The following is a 21,444-nucleotide window of genomic DNA, read 5'->3' as shown; positions in this document are numbered from 1 at the left end:
ACATGAAAAAAGTCCTCATCTTAGGCGTCAACGGCTTCATCGGCCACCACCTGTCCAAGCGCATCCTGGAAACCACCGACTGGCATGTCTACGGCATGGACATGAACACGGACCGCATCACGGAATTGCTGGAAGATGACAACTACAAGTCGCGCATGCACTTCTTCGAAGGCGACATCACGATCAACAAGGAATGGGTCGAGTACCACGTCAAGAAGTGCGACGTGATCCTGCCGCTGGTGGCCATCGCCACGCCATCGACCTATGTCAAGCAGCCGCTGCGCGTCTTCGAACTGGACTTCGAAGCCAACCTGCCTATCGTCCGCTCGGCCGCCAAGTACGGCAAGCACTTGGTCTTCCCGTCGACCTCGGAAGTGTATGGCATGTGCCATGACGAGGAATTCGATCCGGAAAACTCGGAACTGATCTGCGGCCCGATCAACAAGCCGCGCTGGATCTATTCGAACGCCAAGCAGCTGATGGACCGCGTGATCTGGGGCTACGGCATGGAAGGCTTGAACTTCACCCTGTTCCGTCCATTCAACTGGATCGGCGCGGGCCTGGACTCGATCCACACGCCAAAAGAAGGCTCATCGCGCGTGGTGACGCAATTCTTCGGCCATATCGTGCGCGGCGAAAACATCTCGCTGGTCGACGGCGGCGCGCAAAAACGCGCGTTCACCTACATCGACGACGGCATCGATGCGCTGATGCGCATCATCGCCAACAAGAACGGCATCGCCAGCGGCAAGATCTACAACATTGGCAATCCGACCAATAACTATTCGATCCGCGACCTGGCCGGCATGATGCTGACCCTGGCCGCCGAGTACCCGGAATACGCCGAAGGCGCGAAACACGTGAACATCGTGGAAACGACTTCGGGCGCCTACTACGGTGCCGGCTACCAGGACGTGCAAAACCGCGTGCCGAAAATCACGAATACCTGCGAAGAGCTGGGCTGGGCACCGACCACCACCATGGCCGATTCCCTGCGCAATATTTTCGACGCCTACCGCAGCCAGGTAGCCCAAGCCAAAGCCCTGATGGATTAATGTTGAGCAAGCCGTTCCTGACCCTGAAAATCGACGTCGATACCTATCGCGGCACCCGTGAAGGCATGGGCAATCTGGTGCGCATACTGGCCGCGCACCAGGCCAAGGCCACCTTTCTGTTCTCGCTGGGCCCAGACCACACGGGCTGGGCCTTGCGGCGCGCCTTGCGGCCCGGCTTTTTCAGCAAGGTGTCGCGCACGTCGGTAGTCGAGCACTACGGCTTGAAAACATTGATGTACGGCACCTTGCTGCCGGGACCCGATATCGGCAAGCAATGCGCGGCGCAATTGCGCGCCGTGCGCGATGCCGGTTTCGAGTGCGGCATCCACACATGGGATCACACCCTGTGGCAAGACAACGTGGCCAAGCGCAACGCCGCCTGGACCATCAACATGATGCGCAAGGCCGCCAACCGCTACGAACAGGTGTTTGGCACCAAGCCGCACACGCACGGCGCGGCCGGCTGGCAAATGAACGTCAGCGCCTTTGTCGAGCACGACACGGCCGGCTACCGCTTTGCCTCCGATGGCCGCGCCATGCTCGACGCGCGCGGCGCCATGGCGCAGCCGTCGCAAGGCCCGCACCGCGTGCGCAACGGCAACACCATCCTGCAATGCGTGCAACTGCCGACCACGCTGCCCACCTTGGACGAACTGCTGGGTTGTGAAATCGACGGCAAACTGATCACCACCGGCAATGTTGCCGCGCATATATTGTCGCTGACAGCGGATAATCCCCGCGATCACGTGTATACCTTGCATGCGGAACTTGAAGGACAGAAACTCGCCCCCATTTTCGAACAACTGCTGGCTGGCTGGAAAGCCCAGGGCTACCGGTTTGCAGCGATGGGCGATTACTATGAAAAGATAAAAGATGCGGACTTGCCCGTTTGCCCCATCACCTGGGATGAGTTGCCCGGGCGTTCGGGACGCCTGATTGTGCAGGGCAAAGCGGCCTGAATGCTGTATTGTTGCACCTGGATGCGTTGCCAGATTAAAAACCAGCGCTGATGATCACCGTTCAGGAGAGAACCTGTGGCTGATAGCCAATCCCTCGTTAGCATACCCGACTTTAGCGCCGCCATGACCAGCGGCAAAACCTTTCAGTTGCTGGGCCGCCCGGCCAAGGCCACCGTGCTGTTTTTCTATCCGAAGGACAATACCCCTGGCTGCACCACGGAAAACATCGCTTTCCGTGATGCGTATCCGCAATTCGTCGCTGCCGGCGTGGAAATCTACGGCATCAGCCGCGATTCCCTGCGCTCGCACGAAAGCTTCAAGGCCAAGCTCGAGCTGCCATTCGAGCTCATTTCCGACCCCGACGAAGCCGTTTGCCTGCTGTTTAACGTCATGAAGATGAAACAGATGTACGGCAAGACGGTCCGCGGCGTCGAGCGCAGTACGTTTGTGATTGACGCCCAGGGCCGATTGGTGAAAGAATGGAGAGGCGTGAAGGTCGCAACTCACGTGGAAGAAGTGCTGGAATTCGTAGCGCATCTGAATTGATCGTCCATGTTGATCCAATGCGTGTTGTCGGCTTCCAGCGAGCCTGGTTCAACCGCAGTTCAGTTCACGGTACCTATCGCCATTTTGAGTCAACGAAGCGCCTCCATCCACTCCGCCAGGCGGGTCAGCAGCCCGCCGATGGCGTCCATGACCGGCCATGCTGCCGGCCTTCCGGCAGTTTCTCGTCCTGTAGCATTGTTGTTCCCCTCGCATCCCCCCATGAGAAGTGCCGCCAGAAGCTGGCTGCCCATGGGAGATTCATTCCAGAAATTTTTTGATTGAGATCCTGATGCCACTGCCAAAATTACCGAGCAAGCCAGCCACCATCCTGGCCACCCAAGATTACCCAACCGCAGGCGCAGCGCGCCCGGCCACCAAAACCCCGGCAGCCAAGAAAGTGGCTGCACCGATCATTGAAGCGGCGATCGCCGAAGTTGCCAAACCGGTCCGCAATGCGGCCACGAAGATCAAGCAAGTGGCGGCCCTGATGGTCGCCAAGCCAGCAGCGCCTGCACCTGCGCCTGTTGCGGCCACGCCTGCCGCCGTTGCTGCGCCCGCAGCGAAAGCCAAGCCGGCGGCAAAAGGCAAGGTCACGCCGATCAAGCCCGTCAAGCAAGCCGAGCAACCGCATCCGGCCAAGCACAAGCCTGTGGAAGTGCAGCTCAAGTCGTCCGCCAGCCGCGCCGCCGACCAGCGCGGCATCAGCAAGCTGTTCGTGCTCGACACGAACGTGCTGATGCATGATCCATCGTCGCTGTTCCGCTTCGAGGAACACGACGTGTACCTGCCGATGATGACCCTGGAAGAGCTGGACAACCATAAAAAGGGCATGACGGAAGTGGCGCGCAATGCACGCCAGGTCTCGCGCACCTTGGACGCCCTGATCAGCAACACGGACGACGACGCCATCGAACACGGCATCTTGCTGTCCAAGCTGGGCAACAAGGACGCCAAGGGCCGCCTGTTCTTCCAGACGCGCTTGCAAAGCGCCGATTTGCCGGCTGGCTTGCCAGTGGGCAAGGCCGACAACCAGATCCTCGCCGTCGTGCGCTCGCTGGAATCGGAACAGGAAGGCCGCCCTGTCGTCTTGGTGTCGAAAGACATCAACATGCGCATCAAGGCGCGCGCCCTGGGCTTGCCGGCCGAAGATTACTTCAACGACCATGTGCTGGAAGACACGGACTTGCTGTATTCGGGCATCGTGCAATTGCCGGACGACTTCTGGAACAAGCATGGCAAGGACATGGAATCGTGGCAGGAAAGCAAGAACGGCTACAGCTCCACGTTCTACCGCGTGACGGGCCCGTTCATTCCTTCCTTGCTGGTCAACCAGTTTATCTATCTGGAACCGAAAAACGGCGAAACGCCGTTCTATGGCCAGGTGAAACAGATCAACGGCAAGACGGCCGTGCTGCAAACCCTGCGCGACTTCAGCCACACAAAGAACAATGTGTGGGGCGTGACGGCGCGCAACCGCGAACAGAACTTCGCGCTGAACTTGCTGATGAATCCGGAATGCGACTTCGTCACCCTGCTGGGCCAGGCCGGTACCGGCAAGACCCTGCTGGCCCTGGCCGCCGGCCTGGCGCAAGTGCTGGAAACCAAGCTCTACAATGAAATCATCGTCACCCGCGTCACGGTGCCGGTGGGCGAAGACATCGGTTTCCTGCCAGGCACGGAAGAAGAAAAGATGTCGCCATGGATGGGCGCTTTCGACGACAACCTGGAAGTGCTGAACAAGTCCGACTCCGATGGCGGTGAATGGGGCCGTGCGGCAACGCAAGACCTGATCCGCTCGCGCATCAAGATCAAGTCGCTCAACTTCATGCGCGGCCGCACGTTCGTCAACAAGTTCCTCATCATCGATGAAGCGCAGAACTTGACGCCGAAGCAAGTCAAGACCCTGGTCACGCGCGCCGGTCCCGGCACGAAGATCCTGTGCCTGGGCAACATCGCACAGATCGACACGCCATACCTGACGGAAGGATCGAGCGGCCTGACCTATGTGGTCGACCGCTTCAAGGGCTGGACCCACAGCGGCCACGTCACCCTGGCCCGCGGCGAGCGCTCGCGCCTGGCCGACCACGCCAGCGAAGTGCTGTAAGTGATAGCGGGCGGCGCAAGCTGCCCAGTCATTCGAAGCCCCGGCTGCAGCGATGCGACCGGGGCTTTTTTCATGTGCGCAACTTTTCTTGACGGTATGTTCTAATACCGCTCCTTTCATTCAGGACACCCTATCCGATGCACCCCGCCCTCCAGTTGCTGCTCTGCTTCGTCCTTTTCATGCTCATCCACATTTCCATCATGGCCGCGTGCGCCCGCGCATTCGGCATCACCGTGCGCAGCGTCAGCTATGGCGTGGGCCCGACTTTGCTGACCTGGGGGGGAAGTGCACGTCAAGCTGCTGCCCCTGGGCGGCAATGTGGTGCTGAAGGATACGCGCGAGGAAACCTTGTATGACGATGATCGCTGCCTGGACGCCTATAACTTCCAGCCGCTGTGGAAGCAGGTGCTGCTGCCATTGAGCGGAGTGGGAGTGCTGCTGGCCTTGTCGCTGGGCATCCTGGGAGCCTCGGGCTGGGAGCGCTTTGTCGCTACCTTCGGACAAATCATCCACGGTGCGCTGGCGCCGTTGTCGGCGGCGCAGGCATTGCTGGGTGATGGAGAAAGCTTTGCCCGCACGCACGGCTTTGCGCTCGTGTTCGCCCTGTTCTCATTGAAACTGTGCGCGTTCAACCTGCTGCCGTTTGCCGGCTTGAACGGGGGCCAGGCGCTGCTGGCCATCGCGCGCGGCGGCAAGCCGTATGTGGCGTGGGAAGAGTCTGTGGCGAAGTGGTTATTGCTGCCGGGGCTGGCGATCTTGCTGGCGTGGGTGGCGGCGTTCGGCTGGTATGGCTGGAAAATCATGGCTGCCTAGGCCGCTGACGCTATTATTTTTTGGACACTTGTCGTATGCTCGCACACCGTCTTGACGCCCCCGGCAAAGGAGCTGGCATTTTCTCATTCGACACTTGCGGCAAGCGCCTGGCCCTGTGGGCCATTCGCGCCTACCAGCGCTACCTGTCCCCATGGAAGGGTTTTTCCTGCGCCTACCGCGTGCTGACGGGGCGCGACAGCTGCTCCGCCTATGGCTACCGGGTGATTGAACGTCATGGCTTGCGCACGGGCCTGCCCCTGTTGCAACGCCGCTTGCGCGCCTGCGGCGAACGGCATCGCCAGCACCTCGCGCTGCATCCGCAGGCACGACGCAGCGGCAGACATCTGGCCCAGGCAGGCTTTTGCGATTGCGACATCCCGTCGCCGGACTGCCACCATTGTTCCTGCAACCCATGCGACTTGCTCGATTGCGACTGGCCCCGACGGAAAAAGAAACAGTAATTTCAGTAGTTATGTGAATTTAAATTACAAATGAAATATTCATTCATAAAATGAATGATGCCCATTATCACTGTGAATTGGCTTGAAGCGGAGCGGCGGCCTATACTCAAGCCGTCTCCGCTACTCTGCTTCCCATGCACACCCTGCTCAGCCCGCATACATCGCGGGCTTTTTGTTCCCGGCCATTGCCATTCCGTCTTACCCCTTTTAATCATCACCGGGCGCGCCGTTCCCCGCCAGCCCGCTCCCAAACGGGGAGCACAACATGATCGTGCGCGAGCGTCCATCGGCGCTGCGGCTGTTCCTCGTGGTACGCGGTTCCGTCCTGCCGCGCATCCGCACCACGCTGATCGTCAACACCCTGATCGCCACCCTCGTCACCTGGTGCCACGGCACCCTGTTCGACCACAAGGTGATCCTCACCACCATCCCGTTTACCCTGATCGGCTTGCCGCTGGCCATCTTCCTGGGCTTTCGCAACACGGCCGCCTACGACCGCTACTGGGAAGCGCGCAAGCTGTGGGGCGAACTGGTCTTGCGCAGCCGTAATTTCTCGCGCCAGTGCCAGACGATGATACGCGGCGACACGCCGGCCCACGCCAGGCTGGGCCTGGAAGACGTGCGCGTGCGCATGATTTACCGCACCATCGCCTTTTGCCACGCCTTGCGCCACCAGCTGCGCGACACGCGCGGGCCGACCGACTTGCAGCCGCTGCTGCGCCCGGCCGAATGGGACTCGGCCTGCAAGGCGGCGAACCCGTCCGACTACCTGATGCTGCAGATGGGCCACGACCTGGCCGACTGCGTCCGGCAGGGCCGCATCGACAGCATCCTGGCCACGCAGATCGATAACACGGTCTCGGCCATGGTGGCGGCCGGCGCTTCGTGCGAACGCATCCGCAGCACGCCGATCCCGTTCTCGTATTCGCTGCTGCTGCACCGCACGGCGTATCTGTACTGTTTCCTGCTGCCCTTCGGCCTCGTCGATTCGCTCGGATTCATGACGCCGTTCGTCGTCGCCATCGTCGCCTACACCTTCTTTGGCCTCGACGCGCTGGGTGACGAGATCGAGGAACCGTTCGGCGAGGATGCCAACGATCTGCCGCTGTCGGCCATGTGCCGCGCCATCGACATCAGCTTGCGCGAATCCGTGCAGGACGACAAGGTGCCGCCGCCCATGCAAGCCGTCGATTTCCTGCTGAATTGATCCGTAGGGCAGCTTTCCCCTTGACCTTACCATAGGGGTAAGGCTTACAGTGGACACACTTAACCATTGAAGGAGTGCTTGCCATGTATCAGTTACAAGTTGAAAACATGAGCTGCGGCCATTGCGTCGGCTCGGTCACGAAAGCGGTGCAAGCCATCGATCCGCAAGCCCAGGTGCAGATCGACCTGGCCAGCAAGCGCGTCACGGTGGAATCGCCCGCCGAACTGGGCGCCATCAGCGCGGCCATCGTGGAGGCGGGATTTCCCGTCACCAGCGCGCAATAACAGCCACAGCAGCGTCACGACAGCCGGCCTTTGCGCCGGCTGTTTTTTTATCCGTCCAGTTCGGGATAATGGCGGAAGATGCCGTCCTCATTGAAGGCGATTCTGCGCTTCGACTTCAGGTAGCGGGCGATGTTTGGCCGCGCCGCCACAGCATCGTGCAAGTCGGACAAGGCAGGATATTCAGGCGTCAGACGCGCCATGGCTTGCGGAAATGCATAATGCAAACCGGCCAGCATCTGGAACAGCGACAGGTCGCCATACGTGAGCCTGGCGCCCACCAGATACTGGCCGCGGCTGTTCAGCAACACTTGCGTGAAATAATCGAGAAACTTGGGTAAACGTGTTTGGCGGAAATCCGCGCTGCGCAGCATGGCCGCCTGCTTTTGCTCTTCGTAATATTGATTCATCGACAGTGGATGGTGCGTGTCGTGCACTTCCGTCAGCCAGTCGGCCATCGTCAGCTGCAACTGGTTCAGCCACAAACGGCCGCTTTCCGCGCGCGGCGCCAGCCCCAGGCGCCGGCCCAGATAGAACAGGATATTCGTCGTCTGGCCGATCAGCATCTCGCCATCGCGCAGCACGGGCGGCGCGTAGGCGGCCTGTGGCGTGCTGCCGCCGTCGAGGCAGGCCAGCATGGCGGGAACGCCTTGCCCCTTGCGCTCAGGCAAACGGGCGATGTCGTGGTACTCGGCGCCCGCCTCTTCCAGGGCCAGCCGAATGAATTCGCCACGCCCCTGTATCGTGGGCCAGTAGTACAGTTCATACGCCATATGCACCTCCGTTGACTTACATCAAGGGCAACATGCTTTCGCTTCCTTGTCGCCGGCCAGCCCCAGGCTTTGCAGGATGGGGCAATCAGGCTTGTCGTCGCCGTGGCACGATTGCGCCAGGTGGGCCAGGGTATCGCGCATTTCCGTCAGTTCGGCGATCCGCTGATTCAAGTCCGCCACGTGGGCCAGGGCGATGCCTTTCACGTCCGCGCTGGCGCGCTGGTCGTTTTGCCACAGCGACAGCAACTCGCGGATCTGCTCGAGCGAAAAGCCCAGGCCCCGCCCGCGCTTGATGAAACGCAGCGCGTGCAAGTCGTTCGGCGTGTAGATGCGGTAACCGGCGTCGCTGCGCGCGCTGGGTTTTAACAAAGTAATGCTTTCATAGTAGCGTATCATTTTTGCCGATACGCCCGTCTCGCTTGCCGCCTGGCCGATATTCATCCTATGACTCCTTGGTATGCGCACTGCGGGCTTTCCAGCGGCGCAGCAACAGGGCATTGCTGATCACGCTGACCGAACTGAAGGCCATCGCCGCGCCCGCCACCATGGGGTTGAGCAGGCCGAAGGCGGCCAGCGGAATGCCGATCAGGTTATAAATGAAGGCCCAGAACAGATTCTGCCGTATCTTGCTGTACGTGCGGCGCGAGATATCGATGGCATCCGCCACCAGGGCCGGATCGCCGCGCATCAGGGTGATGCCGGCCGCATGCATGGCCACGTCCGTGCCCGTCGACATGGCGATGCCCACGTCGGCGGCCGCCAGCGCGGGCGCGTCGTTGATGCCGTCGCCCACCATAGCCACCTTCGCGCCCTCGCCTTTCAACGCGACGATTTTAGCGGTTTTATCGGCCGGCAGCATTTTCGCCGCCACCGTGTCGATGCCCAGCAGCTTGCCGACGGCGTCCGCGCTACCCTGATTATCTCCTGTCAACATCACCGTCTGGATGCCGAGGCTGTGCAGATGGGCGATGGCCGCCTGCGCGTTCGGCTTGACCTGGTCGGAAAAGGCGAACAGACCCAACAGTTCCGTTCCCGAGGCCAGCCACGAGATCGTGTTGCCCGTGTTTTCCAGCGACAAGGCTTGTGCCGCCAGCGGCGCCATGTCCACGTTCAACTCCTGCATCAACCGCGTGCTGCCCAATTTCAATTCCAGGCCATCGACGTGGGCCGCCAGGCCGCGGCCCGGCAAGGCCGACAGTCCCGTGGCTGGCAACGGTTCGATGTGGCGCGCGGCAGCCGCGTCCAGCACGGCCGTCGCCAGGCTGTGCTCGCTGCCACGCTGGATGCTGGCCGCCAGCTGCAACAGCCGTCCATCGTCGATGCCGTGCGCATGCAGGGCCGCCAGCGCAGGTTTGCCCACTGTCAGGGTGCCCGTCTTGTCGAACACGACGGTATTGACGGCGTGCGCCACTTCCAGCGCTTCCGCATCCTTGATCAGGATGCCGTAGCGGGCAGCCACGCCCGTGCCGGCCATGATGGCCGTCGGCGTGGCCAGGCCCAGCGCGCAGGGACAGGCGATGACCAGCACGGCCACGGCATTGATGATGGCATTCTCCAGCTCACCGGTGGCGAACCACCAGCCCAGCATGGTCAGCAGCGCCAGCACCAGCACCACGGGCACGAAGATTGCGCTGACCTTGTCGACCAGATGCTGGATCGGCGCCTTGGCCGCCTGGGCATCTTCCACCAGGCGGATGATGCGCGACAAGGTCGTCTCGCCACCCACCGCTTGCGTGCGCACCAGCAATAAACCATCGGCATTGATGGCGCCGCCCGTGACCTTGTCGCCTGGATGCTTATCGACCGGCAAGCTTTCGCCCGTGATCAGCGACTCGTTGATCTGGCTGGCGCCTTCCACCACCACGCCATCGACGGCCACCCGCTCGCCGGGACGGATGACCACCAGGTCGCCCACTTTTACTTGTTCCACGGGCAAGTCGATCTCGATGCCGTCGCGGCGCACGCGGGCCGATTCCGGACGCAGGACTTGCAGCGCGCGGATGGCGGAAGCCGTCTGGCGCTTGGCGCGGCTTTCCAGCCATTTGCCCAACAACACCAAAGTGATGACGACGGCCGATGCTTCAAAGTACAAGTGCGGCAGTATTTCGCCCGCCGTCAGCCATTGGTAGACGGACAAGCCATACGCGGCGCTCGTCCCCAGCGCGACGAGCAGATCCATATTGCCGCTGCCGGCGCGCGCCGCCTTCCAGCCGGCCTTGTAGAAGCGCGCGCCAAAGTAAAACTGCACGGGCGTGGCCAGCGCGAATTGCAGCCAGCCTGGCAGCATCAGATGGATGCCGGCCCATTCGAGCAGCATCGGCAGCATCAAGGGGAAAGCCAGCACGGCCGCGAACGCCACTTTCATGCCGTCGCGGTTGGGTGCGGCAGCGGGCGCGCTGGCCTGGCTGGCGGCGGGCACGGTGGCTGCATAGCCGGCCTTGTCGATGGCGGCGATCAGGGTGCCCGCTTCCAGGCCGCCCGTCACCTTGATGCGAGCGCTTTCCGTCGCCAGGTTGACGCTGGCGCCCAGCACGCCAGGCACCTTCAGCAGGGCTTTTTCCACCCGGCCCACGCAAGAGGCGCACGTCATGCCGGCGACGTTCAGGTCGATTTCGCGCTGCGCCACGCTATAGCCGGCCTTTTCCACGGCTGCCTGCAAGGTGGCCAGTGGAATCGGCGTGTCGGAACTGATTTTGGCCACTTCGGTGGCCAGGTTGACGCTGGCCTGGGTCACGCCGGGCACGGCGGCCAGGGCCTTTTCCACGCGGCCCACGCATGAGGCGCAGCTCATGCCTTCGATGGCCAGCGCCTGCGCATGCGCGGCGGCGGGAGGGGAAGTGGCGGGAGCGAGTGCACTCTGGTTCATGGCAGGTCCTGTCCGAAAGATTAACGAATAAGGTCAGGATCTGCTATCCAACGATGGGAAGGTCAAGCCCTATTTTCATGGGTTTCCCGGGCTTGCGTGAAAAACTTAGCGCACCACGCAATCGATGGCGGCAGGCTTGCTGCCGCCGGCGGGACCGCCGCCGCTCAACGACGATGGCACAAAGGCAGCTGGTGGCGTGAACTTTATGCCAGGATTGACGGGCAGCAGCGTGGGCGGCTGCTGGAAGTTGGGCGTAAAACCGAACTGGCCCGGGGCAAAGTTGAGCGTGCCCGCAGGATTGGTCACATGAATCATGCCATCGAGCACCTGCACATACAATCCTGGCAGGCCAGCCTTGGGCGCCGCTGCCCCGCCAGGTGCCGCCGGCGGCACGTAGCTGGCAATGAAGGTGGTGCCACGGATACCGATGGTGGCCGCCGGCGTCTTCATCTCGAAGCGCTCCTTGTTGCGCTTGCCCAGCAGGCCTGTGACGGAGCGCAAGCCGCCCTTGAGCAAGCTGAAGATGGCATGGTCGCCATCAGGCTGCTCGGCCGTGTAGCTGAATTGCTCGATCACGAAACTGGTATTCGGTTTCAGGATGATTTCGCTATTGTCGATCAGCTTGATCAAGGCATAGGTTTCCTTTTCCGTCAGCAAGGTGTCACCCTGCTCGACCTCGGACTTGATGGCCAGGATTTTCACCTTGCCGTCCATCTTCTTGGCCATCAGCGGACCACTCAATTGCATGACGGTACCGGCCACCTGCCCCGCCCAGGCGTGCGCGCCCACGCACATCAGGGCCAGCCACAGCAAGGCCTTAATTGCAGTACATTTTTTTAGCGGCATCATCGAATTTGTATCCTGTAGGTTTATCTGTGGCATCGGCAACATCCTTGCTGTCTTTCTTCTTGTCGTCCGGCTTGGCTGGCGGCGTCGACACGAGCACATCATTGGCACGGTCGGCCTGCTTGATGATGCGCAAGGCGTCGTCGATGGCGGCGTTCGTGGCGGCGTCGATCACGGGTTTGTCGATGGTCGTCGCTGGCAGGAAGATGGCATCCGCCATGCTCACCGCGCCATTCGGCGCCAGCAGGGTCACGCCGCTGCGCTGGCGGTTGACGCGCACGCCCGCGTCGCCCGTGATGCTGCCTGTTTTCGCCAGCACGCTCATGCTGCCCGTTGCCGGCAAGGAAAAACTTGCCGTGTCCGCAAAGCGCACACTGGCGCCCGCGCTGGCGCTGAAATTGCCGCCGCTGGCGATATTCGCATTGCCTCCGACACGGATGTCTCCGCCAGCCACCAGGCTGATATCGCGCGCGGCAGCCAACTGCGCGCCATCGCCGAGCAGCACGTCCGTGCTGGCATTGAGCGCGATATCATTGCCCGTGATCTTGCCGTTGACGGTGACGGGGCTGTGCGCCGTCACGCTGACGTTGCCGCCATTCGCATTGATATTGCCAGCGGCGACGCCGCCCGTGTTGTCGATGGCGATATTGCCCGCGCCCGTGACGAGCGTTCCCAAGGTCAAGGTGCCCGGCGCCGAGGTATTGTTCAGCGCAATGCCGCCCGCTGCGCTATTGCTGGCGGTAAAACTGCTTACCTGGTTGCCCGCATTGCCCAGCACGATGCCATCGCGTGCCTGCGCAACCAGGCTACCGGCGAGCAGCGCGCCATCCTGGCCGATGGCGCCGGTCAAGGCGCTCAGCTTTACGTCGTTCGCCGCCACGCTGGCGAAGCGCAAGTCGCCAGCCGCTTGCGTAATGGCCAGCTGGCCTGCCAGCCGGATGGCGCCGGCAGTCTGATTAAAACTGTTGGCGACGAGCAGATTGCCATTGCCGCTCAGCACGCCGCCACCTTGCGCATAGCGGTCCGCCGACAGGCTGCCGTTCAGCAACAAGCTGCCGCCGTTGATTTCCAGGCCGGTCAGGCCGCCCAGCACGGAGCGGTCCAGCGTGCTCTCGCCGAGGGTCAGGCTGCCGCCCGTCAACAGCAAGCCCGTCGCCGAGTTCAGGTTTTTCAGGGTGGTGTTGCCGGCCGCCGCGTTGTAGGTGACGATGCCCTTGCTGTTTGTAAAATCGACAGCCAGCACGTTCGCGCCTTCCGGCACGACGCCGCCGTCCCAGTTGGCCGCATCGCTCCACAAGCCGTTGCCGCTGCCGACCCAGGTGGACAATTGTTTTTGCGCAATCGATGCCTGCGCCGTGCCGCCCGTCGTTTCCAGGGTGTAGTTGCCCGCATCGGCGCCCGCCAGGCGGAAACCGCTGGCCGCCACCAACTTGCCTGCGCCCGCGTTCTTGTCCGCAAAGCTGCCACTGCCGCCTACGACGCTGACCAGGTCCTGGCCCAGCACGCCGTTCGCCGACGCGCTGACAGTGGCGGACGTCGTGCCGTCATATACCTTGCTGGCCGCGTTCAAGCCTGCCAGGGTCAGGCTGGCGGGCGTGATGCTGGCCAGCAAGCCCGTCGGCAAGACGATAAAGTAATTGCCCGCATCGGCACCCGTCAATGCCACGCCACTGAGCTGCACCGCCTTGGCCGTACCCACGTTCTTGTCCGCAAAGGTGGCTATGGCCGAGGCTATTAAACTGTCGCCGGCGACACGGTCATCGCCCAGACTCAGCTGCGCACCCGTCGTGCCATCGTAGACCTTGTTGCCCGCCACGCCGGACAGGTTCAGCGCCCGCGCGCCGATATCGGCCGTGGTGCTGCCAGCATTGCTGCCCAGCACGTAGTTGCCCGCATCGCCGCCGCTCACGCCCACGTTCGTCACCGTGACGGCTTTGCCGGTACCCGCGTTCTTATTGCCAAACGCGGCATTGCCCGCCAGCGTCAGGACATCGCCCTGCACGCGGTCGTCGCCAAAGCTCACTTGCGCACCGGTCGTGCCGTCGTAGGTCTTGTTGATGCCGTTAAAACTCACGTTCAGGGTACGCGCCGCGATGTCGGCCGTGGTGCTGCCCGCATTGGCGTTCAACACATAGTTGCCCGCGTCAGTGCCGCTCACGCCCACGTTCGTCACCGCGACGGCTTTGCCGGTACCTGCATTCTTGTTGCCAAACGCGGCGCTGCCGCTCACGCTCAAGGCGTCGCCCTGGATGCGGTCGTCGCCAAAGCCGACCTGTGCCACTGTCGTACCGTCATACGTCTTGTTGACGCCGTTAAAGCTCACGTTCAGGGTACGCGTCGTGATGTCGGCCGTGGTGCTGCCGCTGTTGGTACCCAGCACATAGTTGCCCGCGTCAGTGCCGCTCACGCCCACGTTCGTCACCGTGACGGCTTTGCCGGTACCTGCATTCTTGTTGCCAAAGGCCGCATTGCCCGCCACCGCCAGAGTATCGCCTTGCACGCGGTCGTCGCCAAAGTTCACTTGTGCAGCCGTCGTGCCGTCATACGTCTTGTTAATGCCGTTAAAACTCACGTTCAGGGTACGTGCCGTGATGTCGGCCGTGGTGTTGCCCGCATTGGCGTTCAACACATAGTTGCCCGCGTCAGTACCGCTCACGCCCACGTTCGTCACCGTGACGGTCTTGCCAGTACCCGCGTTCTTGTTACCAAAAGCGGCGCTGCCCGCCACGCTCAGGGCATCGCCCTGCACGCGGTCGTCGCCAAAGTTCACTTGCGCACCGGTCGTGCCGTCGTAGGTCTTGTTGATGCCGTTAAAACTTACGTTCAAGGTGCGCGCTGTGATGTCGGCCGTGGTGCTGCCAGCATTGCTGCCCAGCACATAGTTGCCTGCGTCGGTACCGCTCACGCCCACGTTGGTCACAGTGATGGCCTTGCCGGTACCCGCATTCTTGTTGCCAAACGCGGCGCTGCCGCTCACGCTCAAGGCGTCTCCCTGCACGCGGTCGTCGCCAAAGTTCACTTGCGCACCGGTCGTGCCGTCGTAGGTCTTGTTGATACCGTTAAAACTTACGTTCAGGGTGCGCGCCGCGATGTCGGCCGTGGTGCTGCCCGCATTGGCGTTCAACACATAGTTGCCCGCGTCAGTGCCGCTCACGCCCACGTTCGTCACCGTGACGGCCTTGCCGGTACCTGCATTCTTGTTACCAAAGGCGGCGTTGCCCGCCAGCGTCAGGGCGTCACCCTGGATGCGGTCGTCGCCGAAGCTCACTTGCGCAGCCGTCGTGCCGTCATACGTCTTGTTGACGCCGTTAAAACTCACGTTCAGGGTGCGCGCCGTGATGTCGGCCGTGGTGCTGCCCGCATTTCCATTGAGCACGTAGTTGCCCGCATCGGCGCCCGTCAGGTGGCCCGTTGCCACCTGATAATCGACCACTTTGCCAGTACCCGCATTCTTGTCGCGGAAACTGCCCTGCAAGCCGGCCATGCCGACTTGGTCGCCCGTCACGAGGCCTTCGAAATAGCCATTCAGGGCTGCCTGCAAGCCGCCGTCGTAGACGCGGTTTTGCGCGCCCGAGACGCCATAGTTCAGGACGCGCGCCGTGATGGCCGCCGTGCCGTCCGCCGTCGTCGCGGCCAGGCTGTAGTTGCCCAGTTCATTGCCGACCAGGGCCAGTCCGCTGGCGTGCACGGCCTTGCTGCCGCCCACATTCTTGTCGAGGAAAGCGGCGCTGCCGCTAACGCTGATATTGTCGCCCGTCACCAGATTGCCCAGCACGTAGCTGGCGCCGTCGTAGCCCAGAGTGCCGTCATAGACCTTGCCATTGCCGCCGATGCTCACCGTCAGCGCGCGCGGCGTGATGGCAAAGGTCGTCGTGCCGCCCAAGGTGATGTCGTATTTGGTCGACCACAGGCCCGTCGCCGCATAGCTGCCCACGTTGCGCGCGTTGCCGTAGCCGAGGCTGCCATTCACGCCCGTGTCGCCGTCGATCAATCCCACATAGCCAATCGAACCGAGGAAGGCGGCCAGCTGGCCATCGTAGACCTTGCCCGCGGCATTGCCCGAGAGATTCACTTGCAGCGGCTTCAGGAAAGCCTTCAGCATCGGCGTCGTATAGCCTTCGTAGATGCGCCACACGCTGCTGAAATTGTAGTCGTTGAAGCTGCCCTGCTGCTGCATTTGCGCCGTGCTGCGGCCGCTGGAGCCGCCGCCATCGATCTGCACCAGCGACGTTTCAGAATTGAAAAAACCATAGCTGAACGGGGAACCGGCGGAGACGCGGCCGGCCACCGCGCCCACGGCCGCATAGCCGTCACCGGTCACGGCGCCGCTGCTGAAGACATGGCTGACGCTGCCCGTGCTTTCACCAACGAGCCCGCCCATGTTTTCCCTGACCAGGATGGGGTCGGCACTGCCGGACCGGCCCACGGCGCCGCTGGCGTACGCATCGTCGATAGTGCCGCCGTTCAAGCCCACCAGGCCGCCGATGCTGCGCGCGCCAGTGACATTGCCGGTGGCATAAGACTGGCTCAGCGCACCCTGGTTGTTGCCGACCAGGCCGCCAATCATCTCGCGCGCGCCCATCACCACGCCGGTGGCGTACGAAGTCGCGATGGTAGCGACGGACGCATTCAATCCCGCCAGGCCGCCGATGGCGCCGCCGTTGTCGGCATTGACGCCAGTGACGGCGCCGCTGCTGCTGGACATGGTGATGGCGCCGCCGTTGCTGCCCACCAGACCGCCGACATTGCGCTGGCCGCTGACGGCCATGCTGCTGTTCACGCCATCGACGGTGCCGCTGACGACATTGCCCGCCAGCGCGCCCACGTTGGCCGTGCCGGTGACGCTGCCGCCGCTCAGAGTCAGGTTGCGCAAGGTGCCGCCCTGCACGGTGCCAAACAGGCCTGCCGCCGAACCGGACGCCAGGCTGCGGTCGATTTTCAAATTGCTGAGAGTAAATCCGCCGCCATCGAAGACGCCGGAAAAACCGCTGCCGCCGCCAGCGATCGGCACAAAGCCCTGGCCGTCGTTCCAGTTCGCGGTGCCGCTGGCATCGATATTGCCGGCCTGGCGATAGTTGTTGCCCAGCCCCAGGCTGGCGATGCCTTGCAAGCCGTAGATATCGGCGATCAGGTAGGGCGAGGACGCGCCGCCGTCACCGCCGGACGCGCGCAGGAAGCTGCCCTGCGCAATGCCGAAGCCGCGCGCGGAAAACATGGGCAGGCTGGCGCTGTTCTGCACCCAGCGTCCGCCATCGAGCAGGAAGTCGCCCCCTACGCTGACGGCGCCGCTCGCACTGATGTTGCCGCCGGAAGCAAGGGTCAAGCCCCTGGCCACGCTGAGGGGGGCGTTCAGATTGATATTGCCGCCCGTGCGCAGCACAAGCTGGTTCAATTCGCCTTGCGACGCCAGGTCCAGCCCGCCGATGAGATTCACGACTCCGGCAAAACTGTCGCTGCCCACCTGCACCGTGCCGGCGCTGATGGTTTTCAATTCCGCCTCGCTCAGGCCCAGGCTGCTGGCATTGTCCGCCGCCCCCGTACCCAGCGTGATGGTGCCCACGCTGGACCGGCGGCTCAGGCTGACGGTGCCGCCCGCCGTGGCCGCTACCGATTGCGCGCCGCCGCCCAGGCTCATATTGTCGGCAACCAGATTGACCGCGCCGGCGGACAGGCCGCCGCCGCTGGCGACCGACAGCAGGCCACCGGCCGTGGCGGCAATGCCGCTGCCATCCTGGCGCAACGCCAGCGTGTTCGATACGAGCACATTGCCGCCGCTTTCGAGCACCAGGTTTTTTACGCCGCCGCCCGGCGCGACCGTCGCCAGATCGACCGCCTGCTCCACCGTCAGGTCACCGCCAGTGGCGCTGCCGATATGCACGCTGCCGGCGGCGATGCGGTTCAGTTCGGCATTTGTCAGGCGCAGGCCGTTACCGGGCTTGTCGCCCAGCACGATCTCCCGTCCCGCCGTGAACGCCTGCATGGTCACCCCGGCATTGCCCGCAGCGCCGCCAAGATTGATGGCGCCGTTGATGCTGCTGTTGTCCGCCTCCAACAGCACCGTCTGGCCGGTGACACCACTGCCCAGCAGCTGATCGCCGCTGCCCGTCAAATCGATGGCACCACCGGCAACATTCGCGCGCAAGACCAGGTTGCCATTGCCGACATTGACCGAGCCGACGCCGAAAGTGACGCCGGCGCCAGACAGCCGTACGTTGCCATTGCCGCTGTCAAGCGCCGCATTCAGGTTGACGTTCGACCCGACGCCATAAGCCATGCCTGCGGCCGCATCGTTGGCCGACAGCGTGATATGCCCGCCACTGGTGGTGATGGGCGCATTGACATTGATGATTTCGCCCGCCTGCGCCGTCAAGCCCACGCCTTGCTGCGTGATGTGGATGGCGCTGTTGAAATTGATGCGGTGCAGGGCCTGCAAGCTGACGTTGCTGCTGGCGTCGGAAATGAGGTCGGCGCCAATGCTGGTGTTGCCGGTGGACGGAGAGTCGGCGAACTGGTCGACGTCAGTCAGCTGGCCGCCCGCGCCGGAGACCACGGTGATGTCGTACGGGTCAAGCAGCCAGTTGCCGCGCTTGCCGCGCGCCGCGTCCGTATTGACGCGGACGCCGTCGACGGCCAGGTAATGGCCGGACGTTTCCACGAAGCCGCCGTCGCCGCCCTGTGCGCCGCCGCGTGCGGAAATGCTGCCGTGCACCTGCGCCGATTCATTGCCCCAGGCGATGACCTTGCCGCCGTTGCCGCTGTCAATCGCATCGGCATGGACACTGGCGTCCTTGCCGACGAGTACTTGCCGCGCATTTTGCACGGCCGCGTTCTTGCCCTGGTAGTCGCCTCCCAGCAAGACCGTGCCGCCGCCCGCAGTGCCGCTGGCATCGACCTTCGCATTGCCCAGCAAACCCACCTGCTCGCCCAGCACCTGGATGTCGCCACCTTTACCCGCCGCGCCCGTGGCGCTGGTGACGCTGCCCGCTTCGAGCAGCGCCTTGCCGCTGGCCTTGAGCACGATCCTGCCGTTCTCGCCGACGACGGCGCTGTTGGCGTTGAGCACGCCGCGCTGGCTGACCAGCGCGCCGGCCATGCCGATGCCGCCGCCCTGGGCGATGATCCGGCCCAGGTTCAGCGCCTGGTCGCCTGGTGCCGAGACGAGCACGCGCAGCTGCGGATTACCGGGGTCGGCCAGCTGCACGCTGCGCCCGGCAGCCAGGATCACTTCGCCATTTGGCGCCGTGATGATGCCCGTGTTTTCCACGTTCGGTGCGATCAGGAGCACTTGCCCGCCCTTGCCCGCATTGATGGTACCCGCATTGCCGACGCCGCCGGCCACGCCGCCGGCCGTGAACTGGCGCTTGCCTGCCAGGAAATCCTCGTTCGTCATGCCCAGGCTGGACGCGACCAGCCCGTTCACGTCCACTTTCGCGCCCTGGCCGAAGACGATGCCGTTCGGGTTGATCAGGAAGACCTTGCCGTTCGATTCCAGGCTGCCCAGGATCTTGCTGGGGTCTTGTCCCGTGATGCGGTTGAGTACGGCGCTATTGCCGTTTTGCTGGATGAAGCGCGTGATTTCGCCCGCATGGATGGAAAAGCTCTGCCAGTTGATGATGGTGTTGGGCGTGTTCGTGATCGAGAAGATATTGCCCTGCTGGTTGAACGTGGCCTGTCCGTTGACCACCTGCGGCAAGGCGGGGTTGGCCTGCGCGGCGCCGAAGCAGCCGGCCAGCAGCAGCGCCAGCGCCGTGCGGCGCAAAGGCGGCGCAAAGGGCGGCGTCAGGATGAAAGCGGAGGCGTGCGGGACGTGGTTGTGCATGGTGTTCATCCTGATACTAGTAGGCCAAGGCGAGGCGGAAATGCAGGCGGTTGGCGCCCCGCTGTCCCGTGTCGCCGCCATTGACGACATGGGCGTAATCGAGTTGCAGATTGGCGTAGCGGCTCAGCAGCAAACGCAGGCCGAGGCCGCCGCTGCTGATGCCTTGCGACGCGCTTTCGCCGGGCAAGCCATGGTTGCGGCGCAGCCAGGCCGTGTCATAGAACGCCAGCGCGCGGCATTGGTAGCCGAGCGCCTGGCCGCACCAGTTCGGCGTGTACCACTCCAGGTTCAGGTTGACGCCCGAATCATTCGATACCTCGCGCTCGGCAAAGCCGCGCACGGACGCGGCGCCGCCGGCGCCGAACTGCTCGCCCGGCACCAGCGCGTCCGGCGTGACTTGCGCATTGACGAGCGCGCGCCACTGCCAGTCGCCGGCCAGCACGCGCCCCGTGCTGGCACTCAGGCGCAAGGTGTTGTAGGCGGCCTTCGCATGCGCGCGCACCCGGTCGAAATCGGCTTGCGCACCATGCTTGCCGCCAGGGATATTGTGCGCGAAGGTGACCGCCACGCTCGTCTCGCCCGTGGGCAAGGTCCAGTTGCCGATGTAGCTGATGCTGAGCGGATGCACGGTGACGTCGGCGCCCAGTTCCATGCCGAACAGCTGCACGCTGTTGCGGTAAGCCTTGTAATCGATGCCGTACACGAGCTTGGGTTCGAAGTCGCCGCTGCGGGCAAAGTTCTGGTTGTAGCGGATGCCGGCCATGCTGCCTTGGCCGCTGACGGCCAGGTCGAAGATGCCGGCCGAGACGCTGCCCGAATCGACGTTCGAATAGCTGGCGAAAAAGTCCATCGAGTCGCCCAGCGCATACAGCGGCAAATGGTAGCCGGCGCCATACACGCCCACCTTGTCGGGCTTTTCCAGGCTACTCGTGTACTGCAGGCTGGCCACATGGTCGAGCCCGAACAGGTTGGCATGCTGGAGCACGACGCCCACGTGTGTCTTGCCCGTTTGCGCATTGCCCGTATTGTCCACGTTGAGCATGGCTTTCCACGGCTTTTCATCGGCCACCGTGACGATGGCGTCGATGGCGCCCGCCGGCTCGTCGGCCTGCAGCCGCACTTCGATCTTGCGCGCCGGGTTTTCATTGGCCAGCTTCAGGCTTTGCGACAGGGCCGGCAGGTTCGGCGTCTCGCCTTCGCGCAGGGACGGCAAGGCGCGCCGCACGTTGGCCTCATCGGCGTAGGTGTTGCCGCTGATGGCGACCTTGCCCAGCGGCGTTTGCAGCACGCTCAGGCGCACCACGCCCCGTTCCAGCTCCTGCTCGGGCAATTGCACCTGCACGGCGCTGTAACCGCGCTCGCGGTAGGCCGCTTCCAGCGCCTCGACGGCGCGGGCGATGTCGGAAAAATCGCGCTGCACGCCAGTAAATGGCGCCAGCAAGGCTTGCACCTGCTCGGACGTGAGCAGGGTATTGCCCTGGACGTCGAAGCGGCGGATCTCGAAGCGCGGCACGCCGTCTTCCTGCGCGGCAGGGGTAGCGTCATCCATGGAAACGGCAGCGCCGGCGGCGCCGACGGCGAACAGCAGCGCGGAACCCGCAAGCAGGTGCACCAAACGATATGTCATGTGAAGGATTTCTTGTGTAACCGGACAAGCGCGCGGCCCGCAGGCGCCTGCATGTCCGACAATGGATTGAAGACAAATTTTAGACGG

The 21,444-nt window shown here is 63.2% G+C and carries 14 protein-coding genes; 8 read left to right on the top strand and 6 right to left on the bottom strand.

Annotation, left to right across the window (positions count from 1 at the left end; all coding sequences use genetic code 11):
- Positions 1-2 precede the first annotated feature (2 nt).
- From SKZ59_RS05670 to SKZ59_RS05635, 8 genes are all read left to right on the top strand, one after another.
- Positions 3-1,055 carry a bifunctional UDP-4-keto-pentose/UDP-xylose synthase gene (locus SKZ59_RS05670; protein WP_034750441.1) on the top strand — a complete coding sequence of 351 codons (1,053 nt, stop codon included), beginning with the start codon at positions 3-5 and terminating at the stop codon, positions 1,053-1,055.
- Positions 1,055-2,014: a polysaccharide deacetylase family protein gene (locus SKZ59_RS05665; RefSeq protein WP_070305177.1), complete on the top strand. Its 960-nt coding sequence runs from the start codon at positions 1,055-1,057 to the stop codon at positions 2,012-2,014. The genes SKZ59_RS05670 and SKZ59_RS05665 overlap by 1 nt, the downstream gene beginning before the upstream one ends.
- Positions 2,015-2,089: 75 nt before the next feature.
- Complete coding sequence (locus SKZ59_RS05660) at positions 2,090-2,560, top strand: peroxiredoxin (protein ID WP_034750445.1); 471 nt, start codon at positions 2,090-2,092, stop codon at positions 2,558-2,560.
- A gap of 289 nt (positions 2,561-2,849) precedes the next feature.
- Positions 2,850-4,664, top strand: a complete 1,815-nt coding sequence (locus SKZ59_RS05655; RefSeq protein ID WP_072452486.1) for a PhoH family protein — start codon at positions 2,850-2,852, stop codon at positions 4,662-4,664.
- Between the two features lie 285 nt (positions 4,665-4,949).
- Entirely contained in the window at positions 4,950-5,477 is a 528-nt protein-coding gene (locus SKZ59_RS05650) for a site-2 protease family protein (protein WP_319991043.1), read from the top strand.
- Positions 5,478-5,512: 35 nt separating this feature from the next.
- Positions 5,513-5,938, top strand: coding sequence for a membrane protein insertion efficiency factor YidD (gene yidD / locus SKZ59_RS05645; protein WP_319991042.1), 426 nt, complete (start codon positions 5,513-5,515; stop codon positions 5,936-5,938).
- A 265-nt stretch (positions 5,939-6,203) separates the two neighbouring features.
- Complete coding sequence (locus tag SKZ59_RS05640; protein WP_319991041.1) at positions 6,204-7,145, top strand: bestrophin family protein; 942 nt, start codon at positions 6,204-6,206, stop codon at positions 7,143-7,145.
- An 83-nt stretch (positions 7,146-7,228) separates the two neighbouring features.
- Positions 7,229-7,429, top strand: a complete 201-nt coding sequence (locus SKZ59_RS05635) for a heavy-metal-associated domain-containing protein (protein WP_034750458.1) — start codon at positions 7,229-7,231, stop codon at positions 7,427-7,429.
- A 47-nt stretch (positions 7,430-7,476) separates the two neighbouring features.
- Here the strand turns inward: SKZ59_RS05635 and SKZ59_RS05630 are convergent, their stop codons facing one another.
- From SKZ59_RS05630 to SKZ59_RS05605, 6 genes are all read right to left on the bottom strand, one after another.
- A complete protein-coding gene (locus tag SKZ59_RS05630; protein WP_319991040.1) occupies positions 7,477-8,199 on the bottom strand; it encodes a glutathione S-transferase family protein in 723 nt (240 codons plus the stop codon).
- A 21-nt stretch (positions 8,200-8,220) separates the two neighbouring features.
- Positions 8,221-8,640 carry a Cu(I)-responsive transcriptional regulator gene (gene cueR, locus SKZ59_RS05625; RefSeq protein WP_034750463.1) on the bottom strand — a complete coding sequence of 140 codons (420 nt, stop codon included), beginning with the start codon at positions 8,638-8,640 and terminating at the stop codon, positions 8,221-8,223.
- Between the two features lies 1 nt (position 8,641).
- Positions 8,642-11,065, bottom strand: a complete 2,424-nt coding sequence (locus SKZ59_RS05620) for a heavy metal translocating P-type ATPase (RefSeq protein WP_319991039.1) — start codon at positions 11,063-11,065, stop codon at positions 8,642-8,644.
- A gap of 105 nt (positions 11,066-11,170) precedes the next feature.
- Positions 11,171-11,914 carry a FecR domain-containing protein gene (locus tag SKZ59_RS05615; RefSeq protein ID WP_034750469.1) on the bottom strand — a complete coding sequence of 248 codons (744 nt, stop codon included), beginning with the start codon at positions 11,912-11,914 and terminating at the stop codon, positions 11,171-11,173.
- Complete coding sequence (locus SKZ59_RS05610) at positions 11,883-19,730, bottom strand: YDG domain-containing protein (RefSeq protein WP_319991038.1); 7,848 nt, start codon at positions 19,728-19,730, stop codon at positions 11,883-11,885. Before SKZ59_RS05610 ends, SKZ59_RS05615 begins: the two co-directional genes overlap by 32 nt.
- 16 nt (positions 19,731-19,746) lie before the next feature.
- On the bottom strand, positions 19,747-21,357 hold the full coding sequence (locus tag SKZ59_RS05605) for a ShlB/FhaC/HecB family hemolysin secretion/activation protein (protein WP_319991037.1): 1,611 nt from the start codon (positions 21,355-21,357) through the stop codon (positions 19,747-19,749).
- Positions 21,358-21,444: the final 87 nt, after the last annotated feature.

This window comes from Janthinobacterium sp. GMG2 (genome assembly GCF_033949445.1).
In the GTDB taxonomy this organism is placed as follows: domain Bacteria; phylum Pseudomonadota; class Gammaproteobacteria; order Burkholderiales; family Burkholderiaceae_D; genus Janthinobacterium; species Janthinobacterium aestuarii.
This window is presented reverse-complemented; position numbering and strand designations above follow the sequence as displayed.